The sequence below is a fragment of the Actinoplanes nipponensis genome (assembly GCF_016862275.1).
In the GTDB taxonomy this organism is placed as follows: Bacteria; Actinomycetota; Actinomycetes; order Mycobacteriales; family Micromonosporaceae; genus Actinoplanes; species Actinoplanes nipponensis.
The window spans coordinates 86,810-98,778 of the sequence record NZ_BOMQ01000043.1 but is presented as its reverse complement, the minus strand read 5'-3'; the positions used below and the strand labels follow the sequence as shown (position 1 = coordinate 98,778).

Here is an 11,969-nt window from a genome sequence, read left to right as displayed (position 1 = left end):
AGTTCGACCGGCCGGTCTGGCCTTCCCGGGCACCCGGAAACGTTGTCAGGTGGTGGCGGCCGCGAGCAGGTGGAGCAGGGCGGCGGCGTAGGCCTCCTCCGGCGTGAGCGCGGTGAACGTGCTGTCCTCACCCAGCAGGGTGATGTCCACGTCCCAGCCCCGGTCCGTACGGCGCAGGGCCCGCAGCGTGCCGCCCAGCAGCTCCCGCAGCTGGTCCTCGCGGGGCAGCCACAGCGCCTCGTCCAGCTCGACGTCGTCCAGCGCCCACTCGGTGGTGCCGTTGAAGCCGATCACCCGGCCCTCGGGCAGCGAGTACACCTCGATGGTCATGTTGCTCAGCACGAACACGTCCTCGTCGAGGTCGCGGTCGGGAATCGCAAAACGGTCACCGGGGCCCGGCTTCCAGACCAGGCCCGCGTCCCTGAGCTCCTGTGCCACTTGCACGCCGATCATCGGTACGCCCTTCCCGTCGTGCTAGGCTTCATCGCGTTGTCAGTTTGGTTCCCAAGTACCTAGGAGCGCCTGTGGGGATTCTGCCCCAGGCGCTCTTTGTCGTAACCCGGGTTTCTCCGGTACGGGCGATCAGTACGGCGACACGAGTCCCGCGAAGTGCGGGTCTTACTACCTCGTTCCTGGCCATAATGGACGGGAACGATCGACCGTCGAGGAGACGAGCATGGTTACCGGCGTAGTGAAGTGGTTTAACGCGGACAAGGGCTTCGGGTTCATCACCCCGGACGACGGCGGTGCCGACGTCTTCGCCCACTTCTCCGCCATCCAGACTTCCGGCTACCGCAGCCTGGACGAGAACCAGCGGGTTGAGTTCGAGGTGACCCAGGGCCAGAAGGGCCCGCAGGCCGCGAACATCCGCCCGCTCTGATCTCAGCCTCGCGCTGACCATCGGCGCCGGTCCCCTCGGGGACCGGCGCCGATGACGTTTTCGGCCCGCCTGTCCGGATCCGGCTGCGGAAGAGCCCCCCAGCCCGCGAAGGCGAGCCGGGCCGGCTCGCCGCAGGCAGAGCCGGCCCGCCCGGTGAGACTCTCAGAGTCCCGTGGCCGCGGCGTCGCCGATCTCTTCGGGCCGCGGCGCCGTGCCCCCCAGGTGGGCCGGCAACCACCAGCGCTCTTCCGGCCCGGACGGCTGCTCCGGATACTCCCGCTGCGCCGCGTCCAGCAGCGCGCTCAGCCGCTGCCGCAGCAGCACCGTCGTCGCCTCGGCGGTGGCGTCCGCCGCCGCCGGGATCGGTTCGCCGATCTTGATGATGACCGGCACGTGCCGCTTGGTCAGGTCCTTCTTGTGGCCCTTGGTCCAGAGCCGGTGTGGCCCCCAGACCGCCATCGGGATCAGCGGCACCCCGGCCGCCTGGGCCAGCCGGGCCGCACCCGACTTCAGCGACTTGACCGTGAACGACTCGCTGATCGTCGCCTCGGGGAAGACGCCGACCACCTCGCCGTCCTTCAGCGCCCGCTCCGCCTCGTTGAAGGCCGCGGTGCCCGCCTTGCGGTCCACCGGGATGTGGTGCATGCCGCGCATGAGCGGCCCACTGACCTTGTGGGTGAAGACCGACTTCTTGGCCATGAACCGCACCAGCCGCTTGGCGGGCTGGGCGCCGAGGCCGCAGAAGATGAAATCGAGGTAACTGACGTGGTTGCTGGCCAGCACCGCCCCGCCCCGGGCGGGGATGTGCTCCGCGCCCTCGATCTGAATCCGCAGGTCGAGAACCCGGAACATCGTCTTGGCGGCGCCGATGACGGGGGGATACACGATTTCCATTCGATTACGGTACCGGGGCCGGATGAAGGTCACCTGGCAGGAATGCAACCGATCGGGCCGCAGCGGCGTCTTAGAGATGACTGTGCCGGATCCCGGGAGGGGTCCGGCTTCGCTGGGGAGGCATTCGCATGCAGACCGTGTCCGCCCGCCGGGAGCTGGGCATCGTGCTCGCACTGGCCGTCTTCGGGCTCGCTCTGGTGCTCGTGGTCGCGTTCGCCCCGTGGTATGCCCCGATCGATGCGGGCAACGCCGGCGCCTCGGTCGTCCAGACCTTCCCGCCGGAGGCCGGGACCGCGCTCGGCCGGTGACCCATGACGCGCCCGGGTGGTGTTCACTGGGATGATGTCCGAGAGCACGCAGACCCCCACCGCCTGGTCGCGGCCGGGTGGCGCGTGGGCCTCGGGCACCGTGACCTCGCCGGGCGTACCCCCGCTGGTGCCGCCGCCCCCCGCCCCGCCGGAGCCACCCGGCGCTGACGGGCCGGGTCGTCGCCGGCGGCAGATGATGATCTTCGGTGGCATCGCCGGCGCGATCCTCGCGGTCGGCCTGGTGGTGATCCTCATCGTCGCACTGAGCTCGGAGGGCAACCCGTTCGGCGGCAAGGCCGCCGCCCCGGCCGACCTGCGGCCGCCGCTGGCGCAGATGTGCCCGGCGCCGACCGTGGCGCCCAGCGCCGAGCCGACCGGCCGGCCCAGCGCCCCGGTGCCGGCCGTCCCGGGCGAGCGGACCACCGACCCCGAGGCCGGCATCTCCTACAAGAAGTACGGCGCGCCGTGGGTCCCGTGGGACACCACGTGGCGGGCCGGCACGCTCGAGGTGCCCTACCGGGTCGGCCAGCACTTCGTGACGGAGCAGTACAGCGGCGGCTCCTACCACGCCTCGATCCTGTCAGCGGCGGTCCCGGCGGCCGACAACGACGCGGTGACGGTGGATCTCAAGTGCGTGGGCCGGCAGGTCGCCGCCGACGTGCGCGCGGAGTACTACCCCCAGCCGAACACGGTGGAGCCGCTGCGGGACGAGATGACCACGCTGGGCGGGCGCCCGGCCTGGGTCAGCGAGTTCCGGCTGCACTTCACGGCCGCCGGCCTGACCGCCACCGACGAGCTCTCGGCGGTGGCGGTCATCGACGTGGGCAAGCCGACCGCCGCGGTGCTGTACGTGTCGATCCCCGGCACGCACAAGCAGTTCGACCCGGTGATCGACGACGTGCTGCAGTCGGTGCGGCCGCTTTGAGCTACGTTTCAGCCCGGGTTTCCCGCTGCGGGTGAACTCAGCTCCCGGTCAGGCCCCAGCGCTTGCGCAGCGCGTTGTCGGCCGCGTTGAAGAGCATGTCGATCAGGATGCCGATCACCAGCACCACGATGATGAACGAGATGACCAGGCTGGACTCGCTGAGGTCGCGGGCCTGCTGCATGCGTACGCCGATGCTGAGCGCGCCCGGCACGATGACCAGCAGCTCACCGGCCATCAGGCTGCGCCAGGAGAACGCCCAGCCCTGCTTGAGCCCGGAGATGAACGAGGGCAGCGACGCCGGCAGGATCAGGTGGCGGTACTTGGCGAAGCCGGTCATGCCGAGCACCTGGCCGACCCGCAGCCAGGTCCGCGGCACGTAGTCGATGCCGCTGATCAGGCCGTTGGCCACCGACGGGGCGGCGCCGATGACGACCACGAACATGATGGCGCTCTCGCTGATCTGGAACAGCAGGATGGCCAGCGGGAACCACATGATCGACGGCATCGTCTGCAGGCCGGTGATGAGCGAGCCGATGGCCGCCCGCAGCGGCGCGAAGCGGGAGACCGCGGCGCCGACGATCGTGCCGATGAGCACGGCCAGCGCGAAGCCGGTGACCGCCCGGAGCATGGTCAGCCGGACGCCGTCCCAGAAGTCGCCGGTGGTGATCAGTGTGCCCAGGTCGCCGAAGACGGTGGCCGGGCCGGGCAGCACGTACTCGGGCTTCCACTGGGCCCAGACGACGATCTGCCAGCCCAGCACGACGATCACGACGGCCAGCAGCTTGGGCCAGGCGCTGCGCCAGACCCGGCCGCCGAGCGCCGCCTTGCTGCGCTTCGGGCCGAGTTCGAGCGCGTCGAGGCCGGTGATCCGGTCCGCCGCGGCGATGTCGGACGCCGTGCGGTTGTCGGTGGCGGTGGGAACCTCAGTTGGCATGGCGGGCGACCTCCGCGCGGAGCCGGTCGGTGATCTCGGCGGCCTGGCCGGAGACCTCGGGGGAGTCGATGCGGCGGGGACGGGCGTGCCCGATCGGGAAGTCCTCGATGACCCGGCCCGGCCGGCTGCTGAGCAGCACCACCCGGTCGCCGAGGCGGACGGCCTCGCGCACGTTGTGCGTCACGAAGAGCACGGTCAGGTCCTGCTCGCGCCAGATCCGTTCGAGCTCGTCGTGCAGGATGTCGCGGGTCATCGCGTCCAGGGCGCCGAACGGCTCGTCCATGAGCAGGACGTCGGCGTCCTGGGCCAGGGACCGGGCCAGGGCGACCCGCTGGCGCATGCCGCCGGAGAGCTCGTGCGGCCGCTTGTGGCCGAAGCCGCTGAGCCGCACGGTTTCGAGCAGCTCCTCGGCGCGCCGGCGGCGCTCGGCGCGGGCGACGCCGCGCAGGCGCATGGGCAGCTCGACGTTGCCGGCCACGGACAGCCACGGGTAGAGCGCCGCCTCCTGGAACATCAGGGAGACGTGCCGTCCGCCGATGTCGAGGGTGCCGCCGCTGATCTGGTCCAGGCCGGCGACCAGCGAGAGCAGGGTGCTCTTGCCGCAGCCGGAGGCGCCCAGCAGACAGACGAATTCGCCCTTGGCCACGGTCAGGGAGACCCGGTCGAGGGCGAGCAGGGCGTTGCCGCCGGAGCCGTACTGTTTGGAGACGCTGTCCAGGCGGACCACCGCGTCCCGGTCCGTCCGCAGGTCCGTGGCTTCCAGAATGCTCATGGGAACTCCCAGGTCGGGCCGGCCGGGCCCGCGTCGGCGGGCCCGGCCGGAGGCGGGTCAGGAGGCTGCGGCGTCACTGACCGCGGGCTGCCCGTCGGCCTTGAGCAGCTCGTTGAGCGGGCCGAGGTCGTAGATGCCCTTGAGGTCGACCGGCTTGAGCAGGCCGACGTCCTGGGCGTGCTGCGCGCTGGTGAACAGCGACGAGGCGATCGGGTCGTTGGTGAACGTCAGGTTCTTGAACGCCGAGGCCAGGATGTCGTCCTTGAGCGGCTTGCCGGACAGGGCGGCGAGCTGCTCGTTGGCCGCCTTCTGGGCGCCCGGGCCGTCGGTGGTGATCTGCTTGACCGCGGCCAGGTGACCCTGGAGCAGCTTCTTCACCGTCTTCGGGTACTTCTTGAGGAACTCCTGCTTGACGATCAGGTGGGTGGTCACGAACTGGCCGCCGGGCCACAGGTCCTTCTCGTTGACCAGCAGCTTGCCCTTGGACTCGAGGATCAGCCGGCTCAGGTTGGGCTCGGGCACCCAGGCGCCGTCGATCGCGCCCTGGGCGAACGCCTGCAGGGCCGTCGCGTTGTCCTGCGGCAGCACGGAGACGTCGCCGCCGCCCTGCTGGTCGGCGTTGAGGCCGTTCGACTTCAGCCAGGCGCGCAGCGCGACGTCCTGGGTGTTGCCGAGCTGCGGGGTGGCGATCTTCTTGCCCTTGAGGTCGGCCGGGGCGTTGATGCCCTCCTTGACGACCAGGCCGGCGCCGCCGGAGGTGCTGCCCGCGATGATCTTGATCGCGGTGCCCTTGGAGGTGGCCCAGGCGTTGATCGCCGGGTTCGGGCCGATGTACGTGGCGTCGATCGCGCCGGAGAACAGCGCCTCGACCGCGGCCGGGCCGGCGTTGAAGGTCTTCGGTTCGAGCTTCGTGCTGCCCAGCGCCTGCTGGAACAGGCCGTCCTTCACCCCGATCAGGGCGGGCGCGTGGGTGATGTTCGGGAAGTAGCCGAGCCGCAGCGCCGGGGCCTCGCCCGACGCGGAGGCGGCGTCGTCGCTCTTGCCGCAGGCGGCGAGGGCGGTGGCGGACAGCAGGGCGGTCGCGGCGAGGGCAAGCGCACGGACTGTGCGGGAGCTCATGCTCACTCCTAGTTCGTTCTCAAGGTGGTGGGAATCGCGGAAACGGCGAGTTCGGCGAGCGTGCGGTGGTCGACGACGCCCTCGATGGCCTCTTCCACCGCGAGCCAGACGTCCCTGAGCCCGGTGGCGACACCGTGGTACGTCATGGTCGTGGTGGGCAGGCCGCGGACCGTGGTCAGGGCGCCGCCGGCGGCGCGCACCACGTCCCCGACGGTGATCTCGCCGGCCGGGCGGGCCAGGGAGTATCCGCCCTCGACGCCGCGGTGGCTGTGCAGCAGGCCGGCGCGGCGCAGGTCGAGCAGTATGCCCTGGAGAAAGCTGAGCGGGATGTCCTGCGCCGCGGCGAGGGCGGCCGCCTTGACCAGGTGGGGATGGTCGGCGGCGATCGTGAGCATGGCCCGGACGGCGTAGTCGGTGCGTGCCGAGACGTACACGGGGATGTCCTCTCGGTCCGGCGGAGCCCAAACTCTGCTTTCTCTATCTGATGGATGGGAATACTGGACGAGATAGGAGAACGGCGTCAAGTCCCGACCGGATGATGAGAAGCCGGCGGGCGGATGTCGTCACCGGCCGGGGGACGACGGGACGACCCGTTCGTGGCCGCTCACCGACAGCGGAGCGGCGAAACACGAACGACTACGGAGTGTGGCAATATCGCCCCGTGTTCGCCGTGTCCGAGCGCCGCCGCACGTCCACCACCGTCCGCCTGGCGCCCGGCGTACGCGTGCGGGACTCCATCGCGTACGTGCCCCGGCGTGACCACTTCTTCGCGCTCGACCCGGCCCATCTGCACACCCTGCGTCGCGTGCTGGCCGGCAAGGCCGGCGGCGCGGCCGAGACCCGGCTGCTGGCCGAGCTGGGCATCTGCGAGACCGACCCGGACACCCCGCGCCGGGCGTTCTTCGGCCGGTCCGTCGTGGGCCGCCTCGACGCGCTGCCCGCGGTGACCGAGCCGCTGGTGGTGAACTGCTTCGCCACCGCCTACTGCCCGCTGCGCTGCCTCTACTGCCACGCCGACGACCTCATGGCCGGCTACCGTGAGCAGGAGAGCGAGGCCTGGTTCGGCCGGGTGCTGCGGGCCGCCGCGGCCACCCCGGCGATGGTCGGCGTGGTCACCGGCGGGGAGCCGCTGGCCCGCGTCGAGCGGTCCGAACGCCTCATCGCCCGGCTGGCCGGGACCGGCAAGGCGGTGGTGCTGGACACCTCCGGCGTCGGCGACTTCAGCCGGCTGGTGCCGACCCTGCGGCGCTACCGGGTGCACGTCCGGATCTCCCTGGACAGCGCCGACCCGGCCGGCAACGACGCGCTGCGCCCGGCCAACCGCCGGCACCTGCCGCCGGGCACCAGCTCGGCGGTGTACGCCCAGGACGCGATCCGGCGCGCGGTGCGCGCGGACGTGCCGTGCAGTGTGCAGACGGTGGTCACGGCGCGCAACGGCGACCTCGGCACCCTGCTCGCGCTACGTGATCGACTCGTCGGCCTCGGCGTCACGACGTGGGTGCTGCACGTCGTGGTGCCGGTCGGCAAGGCGGCCCGGCCCGGCAGCGCCGGACTGCTCGCGCCGGCGCACGTTCAGCAGGTGCTCGACGAGCTGGTCCGGCGGACCGCCGCCGAGGGCGTGGCGATCGACATCCGGCTGACCGGCACCCACCGGGCGCCCAACTCCACCCTGCTGATCAGCGCCAAGGGCGAGCTCGCGGTGGAGAACGTGACCGACGGGGGCAAGCGGCTCTTCACGCTGCCCCGGATCGGGGTCCGCGGGGCCGTGCTGCGGCACTTCCGCGCGCACGTGGACCTGGCCGGGCACGCCGGCCGCTACCTCAACGAGTCGCAGCCGCCCTGGGCCGGGGCGACCGGCGCTACCCTGCCGCGGGCGTGAGCGCCCAGCTCGTCGCGGTCTCGAGCAGCGCCTTCACGCTGGCCTCGTCGCCGTCGGACAGGCGCAGCACGCGGGCCGGCACGTAGCCGGCCGGGTCCAGCTCGCGCAACCAGGCCGCGGTCAGCGCGCTCTGGTTGGCGTTCTCGAAGACGGTGACCAGCTCGGCGGCGGCGGCCAGCCGCCGGCGGACCTGCCACGGCGGTCCCTGCGGGGCTGCCATCCAGGACTTGAGCTCCGCCACGGACGCGGCCCCGGCCACGTACGCCGTCAGCTCCGGCCCCAGTGCGGTGACGCACAGCTCCGCGTCGTCGTCGACGGAGGTGTGCCCGACTCGCTCCACAACCGTGGCAGTCATACCAACGACGCTAACGCGGCGGCGCCAAGAGCGCGACCTCCGAACGGCCGAGCCGGGCTCTCACGGCCGCAGGAACACCTCGGTGACCCGGGCGGCCAGCAGGTCCAGCACCGGCCGGCCGTCCTCGATCGCCGCGACGAACGCCGCCCACGAGTCCAGCGGGAAGTCCTCCGTCTCCGGCACCGGCTCCTGGTTGAGATAGCCGGGCAGCAGCAGCGCGTTTTGGAACAGCCAGGGCACGTAGCTGCCCTCGACGTCCCAGCCCGGCAGCTCCCGGGTGCGGTGCAGGTGCCGGCGCAGCTCGTCCTCCGACGACCACCTCAGCATGTGCGCGTCGTGCTTTAGACTCTTGATGTACGGGTTGTAGAGGTGCCCCGGCCCGAAGCCGAACGTCTGCCGCCACTGCGCCCACAGGATCGCCTCGTCCCGCCCGCCCAGGGTGAGCACGTCGTTGGTCGCGCTCTCCAGCAGCATGCTGTTCAGGTACGGCCACAGCGTCAGCGGCGTCAGCAGCCGGTTGGCGTCCGTGCGCAGCACCGATTGCACGATCGGCCAGGCGTTCTTCTCCAGCTCGTCCCAGGAGGTCAGGTTGGGCACGGCCTTGACCGCCGCCAGCAGGCTGTACAGCGACGGGTTGTGCTCGCCGTAGAAGGCGCGGGCCACCGACCAGGGGTCCGTGGGGCGCAGCAGGGACTCCGGCGAGGTGTCCGCGGGCTGGCGCTGCACCCGCTCCAGGAACTCCGACAGGCTGACGAACTCGCGGACCGCGCCGTGCCCGGTGTGATCGATCCAGCGGTCCAGGTCGGCCCGGAACGCCTCGGCGGCGTCGATGTCGCGCGAGCCCACGTCGTCGATGCAGACCCGCACCTCGACGCCGAGCCGGGCCAGCGCGCCGGCCACGAACGCCTGGACCATGTGGATCACCGAGGCGCGCGGGCGCAGCCGGACCGGCCAGAGCAGCCGGATCGGGGCGGCGGTGGCGCGCTGCTGGTTGATCCAGCCGAACCGGCGTTCCAGCTGGAGCAGCAGGCCGGGCACGTCGCGCGGCGGCTGGGTGCCGGGCTGGGAGACCAGCTGGCGCTCCCAGCTGTGGTGCCGCACCCGGTGCCGCAGGCCGGTGGCCCGCGGCGGCACCGGGACCTGGGCCCGGTCGGCCAGCGCCGGGAAGAGCCGCTCGGAGTCGACGCCGGGGAAGCACTCGACCGGCAGGCCGATCACCTCGCGCAGGCGCTCGGCGGTGCTCAGCGCCGCGGCCGCGTTCGGGTCGTGCAGGGCCCAGAGCACGCGTACGGGACGGGTGCGGGCGGCCGCGGCGATGGCGGCGGTCATGGTGCCGGCCCAGTCGCTGGTGCCGATCACGCAGACGGTGTCGCCGCGGATCAGGTCGGCGGTGGCGGCGATCAGCGGCTTGTTGTCGGGGATCCGGGCCGGGTCGTGCAGCAGCTGCGGGCCGCGTACGTGCAGCGTGGGGCGCCAGAAGCCGTGCAGGTGGAAGACCCGGACGGCGCCGTCCGCGCCGCCGGCGGCGCCGTACCCGCCGCGCTGGTCCATCGGCAGGCTCACCGCCCGGCCCCGCGCCGACCGGATCGCGATCTCCAGCAGCGGGTCGAAGTTCGTGGTCAGCACCCGGTGGTCGAACGCCTCCGGCACCTGGGCGAGCAGGTGGCCGAGCGCCTCCACGCCCCGCGGCAGCTGCCAGGAGAAGCGGTCGTTCTCCACGCCCTCGCCGACGCCGCGTTCCACCCGCTGGCCCAGCCCGTGGGTGGCCAGCGGGGACTCCATCGGGTCGGGCGCCGCGTACGCCTTCAGCACGGCCTGCTGCGCGATCACGTCGAACGCCCCGGCGGACACCCAGTCGGTGAAGACCCGCCGGTAGGCGCGGTACACGTCGATCGCGCCGGCCCCGACCAGCTCCGCGCGGGCCTGCTCCAGCGCCCGCTCCAGGGCGCCGTCGTCGTTGCGCCCGGCCGCGAAGCTGTCGGCGATCTCCAGCACCCCCTGCGCCCGCGGGATGACGCCCGCCGTCAGGCCCGAGCCGAGCATCAGGGTGATCTGGTCGACGTCGCGCAGCCCCGCGGTGAGCCGGTCCAGCAGCAGCGCCTCGCCCGCGCTGAGCCCCTCCTCCGGGTCGCTCATCGGGCCGCCTGCAGCGACTGCCACAGCTCGCCGGGCCGTTCGGTGAAGACCTGCCGGGCGGTGTGCCGGCTGGCCACGAGCGCGCCCCGGTCGAGGAACTCCTCCAGCTCGCCGGCGCGCCAGCCCAGGTAGCCGACGAAGACGCGCATCGTGTCGACCGTGTCGGCGACGTCCTCGGGCACCGCCGACAGCGCGAGGGTGCCGAGCCGGTCGCGTACCGGGGTGAACCGCAGCGGCTTGGCCGCGCCGGACCGCAGCAGCGTCACCACGATGTAGCCGTCGCGGGCCACCGGGCCGCCGTCGAAGAGCAGCGCCGGATTGCGCAGCAGGCGCCGCCAGGCCTCCGGGAACTCCGGCGGGATGTCGCCGTCCGGCCGGGTGATGCACACGCCTAGCGCGCCGGTCTGGTTGTGCCGCAGCACCAGGATCACCCGCTGGCCGAGGTCCTCGTCGACGAACCAGGGCGCCGCGTAGAGCACGCTGCCGGCCAGGTTGTGCCGGGGCGCGGCCGGGTTGTGGACCAGGGCGATCTCGGCGCCGGAGTCGCGGGCGCGCAGCTCGGGCCGCTCGAAACCGCGGCGCAGCATGGCCCGCCGCGCCGTACGCCAGATGCTGTGGACGGTGAGCGTGGCCGGCACCGCCTCCGGGGGCGGCGGGCGCAGCCCGTCGCGCAGCAGCCGGATCAGCTCGCCGGTGAACGCGGTGTGCACCTCGCCCCGGGGCGCCATCGCCGGCCGGTTGGCGGGGGCGGACACCAGCAGGCAGGTGCCCTCGGTCTCGGCCTTGTCGGCGACCGCGTCGGTGCCGCTGCCGTCGCCGCCGAGCTCCGACCCGGCCCGGCCCGAGTAGCAGCAGTCGAGGATGACCACCCGGCGGCGGGCCCGGGTGTCGGCGACGGCCCGGCGGATCCAGTCGTACGGCACCCCGCGCTCGTACGGCACCTCCGGGTCGCAGCCGGGCAGGCCCAGGATCAGGTTGTCGTCGTCCGCGTCGACCAGCCCGTGCCCGGCGAAGTAGACCAGCAGCAACCCGTCCCGGCCGGCCGCCGCCGCGGCCCGCCGGATCGCCCGGCTCACCTCGGCCGGCGACTCCGGGTCGAGCAGCACATGGCAGTTCTCCGCCGGCACACCCCACAGGTCCTCGTCCCGAAACAGGTCCAGCAGATCCGTCACGTTGCGCCGGGCGGCGGGCAGCTCGGCGAGATGCCGGTACGCGGACACCCCGATGAGGACGACCTGGGCCGCGGCCGGCTCGGTGACCTCACTCATCGGACCGGTTCTGCTCGCGCCGCTCGAGCTCGGTGAGCGCGGCCGTCAGGCTCGCGTGGTCGGCGACCTCGATCCGGGTGACCGCGCCGTCCGGGGCGGTGTGGGTGACCGTCACCCGGGGCGCCGGCCGGCGCGCGTCCCGCCAGCCGGCCACGGCCAGGGCGAGCTGGCCGGCGGACAGCCCGCTGCCGATGACCAGGGTCAGCACGTCGAGCAGGGTGCCCATCCGCTCCGGGTCGTCCGTACCGCCCCGCGCCAGCTCGCCGTCCACGCGGACCGCCTGTTCGCGGCGCAACCAGCGGTGCAGCGACTCGGCGTCGGCGGTCGAGTCGCATTCCAGGCGCAGCCGGACCGGCACAGGCTCTTCTCCCCGTCGTGTGATGGATCGGACGCGACAGGATATCGAAGCATGTACCTCGCGTCACGGACCCACTACGCGAAAGCTAGCACCGCCGATCGAGGCCGCCGACCACGGAAGAGGGCGTGCACCGCTCCGGGG

Annotated in this window: 14 protein-coding genes; 4 read left to right on the top strand and 10 right to left on the bottom strand. The window is 72.6% G+C overall.

Translation table 11 applies throughout. The annotated features are described in order from the left end of the window. Positions 1-45: 45 nt before the first annotated feature. Positions 46-453, bottom strand: coding sequence for a pilus assembly protein CpaE (locus tag Ani05nite_RS17435; RefSeq protein WP_203769515.1), 408 nt, complete (start codon positions 451-453; stop codon positions 46-48). 223 nt (positions 454-676) lie between these two features. Here Ani05nite_RS17435 and cspE point away from each other — a divergent pair, with 223 nt between their 5' ends. Then, positions 677-880, top strand: coding sequence for a transcription antiterminator/RNA stability regulator CspE (gene cspE / locus Ani05nite_RS17430; RefSeq protein ID WP_015625344.1), 204 nt, complete (start codon positions 677-679; stop codon positions 878-880). Positions 881-1,042: 162 nt separating this feature from the next. Here cspE and Ani05nite_RS17425 read toward each other — a convergent pair whose 3' ends face one another. Beyond that, entirely contained in the window at positions 1,043-1,774 is a 732-nt protein-coding gene (locus Ani05nite_RS17425) for a lysophospholipid acyltransferase family protein (RefSeq protein WP_203769514.1), read from the bottom strand. A gap of 128 nt (positions 1,775-1,902) precedes the next feature. Here Ani05nite_RS17425 and Ani05nite_RS17420 point away from each other — a divergent pair, with 128 nt between their 5' ends. Next, entirely contained in the window at positions 1,903-2,082 is a 180-nt protein-coding gene (locus Ani05nite_RS17420; RefSeq protein ID WP_203769513.1) for a hypothetical protein, read from the top strand. Between the two features lie 34 nt (positions 2,083-2,116). After that, a complete protein-coding gene (locus Ani05nite_RS17415) occupies positions 2,117-3,007 on the top strand; it encodes a hypothetical protein (protein WP_203769512.1) in 891 nt (296 codons plus the stop codon). Positions 3,008-3,044: 37 nt separating this feature from the next. Here Ani05nite_RS17415 and Ani05nite_RS17410 read toward each other — a convergent pair whose 3' ends face one another. The 4 genes from Ani05nite_RS17410 to Ani05nite_RS17395 are packed head-to-tail and all read right to left on the bottom strand — an operon-like array spanning position 3,045 to position 6,266. After that, positions 3,045-3,941, bottom strand: coding sequence for an ABC transporter permease (locus Ani05nite_RS17410; RefSeq protein ID WP_203769511.1), 897 nt, complete (start codon positions 3,939-3,941; stop codon positions 3,045-3,047). Further along, positions 3,931-4,713, bottom strand: coding sequence for an ABC transporter ATP-binding protein (locus tag Ani05nite_RS17405; protein WP_203769510.1), 783 nt, complete (start codon positions 4,711-4,713; stop codon positions 3,931-3,933). Before Ani05nite_RS17405 ends, Ani05nite_RS17410 begins: the two co-directional genes overlap by 11 nt. A 57-nt stretch (positions 4,714-4,770) precedes the next feature. Further along, the gene (locus tag Ani05nite_RS17400) at positions 4,771-5,832 is read right to left on the bottom strand and encodes an ABC transporter substrate-binding protein (RefSeq protein ID WP_203769509.1); all 1,062 of its coding nucleotides are present in this window, start codon (positions 5,830-5,832) and stop codon (positions 4,771-4,773) included. An 8-nt stretch (positions 5,833-5,840) separates the two neighbouring features. Next, positions 5,841-6,266, bottom strand: coding sequence for an RrF2 family transcriptional regulator (locus Ani05nite_RS17395; RefSeq protein ID WP_203769508.1), 426 nt, complete (start codon positions 6,264-6,266; stop codon positions 5,841-5,843). 227 nt (positions 6,267-6,493) lie between these two features. Between Ani05nite_RS17395 and Ani05nite_RS17390 the strand changes: the two genes are divergently transcribed. After that, positions 6,494-7,711 carry a radical SAM protein gene (locus tag Ani05nite_RS17390; RefSeq protein ID WP_203769506.1) on the top strand — a complete coding sequence of 406 codons (1,218 nt, stop codon included), beginning with the start codon at positions 6,494-6,496 and terminating at the stop codon, positions 7,709-7,711. Here the strand turns inward: Ani05nite_RS17390 and Ani05nite_RS17385 are convergent. Genes Ani05nite_RS17385 through Ani05nite_RS17370 form a run of 4 tightly spaced genes read right to left on the bottom strand, consistent with a single transcriptional unit; the run spans position 7,692 to position 11,828 of the window. Next, positions 7,692-8,066 carry a hypothetical protein gene (locus tag Ani05nite_RS17385; protein ID WP_203769504.1) on the bottom strand — a complete coding sequence of 125 codons (375 nt, stop codon included), beginning with the start codon at positions 8,064-8,066 and terminating at the stop codon, positions 7,692-7,694. The genes Ani05nite_RS17390 and Ani05nite_RS17385 overlap by 20 nt on opposite strands. A 60-nt stretch (positions 8,067-8,126) precedes the next feature. After that, positions 8,127-10,202, bottom strand: a complete 2,076-nt coding sequence (locus Ani05nite_RS17380; RefSeq protein WP_203769502.1) for an SIR2 family protein — start codon at positions 10,200-10,202, stop codon at positions 8,127-8,129. Beyond that, the gene (locus Ani05nite_RS17375; protein ID WP_203769500.1) at positions 10,199-11,470 is read right to left on the bottom strand and encodes a YqgE/AlgH family protein; all 1,272 of its coding nucleotides are present in this window, start codon (positions 11,468-11,470) and stop codon (positions 10,199-10,201) included. Before Ani05nite_RS17375 ends, Ani05nite_RS17380 begins: the two co-directional genes overlap by 4 nt. Next, a complete protein-coding gene (locus tag Ani05nite_RS17370; RefSeq protein WP_203769498.1) occupies positions 11,463-11,828 on the bottom strand; it encodes an effector-associated constant component EACC1 in 366 nt (121 codons plus the stop codon). The genes Ani05nite_RS17375 and Ani05nite_RS17370 overlap by 8 nt, the downstream gene beginning before the upstream one ends. Between the last annotated feature and the right edge of the window lie 141 nt (positions 11,829-11,969).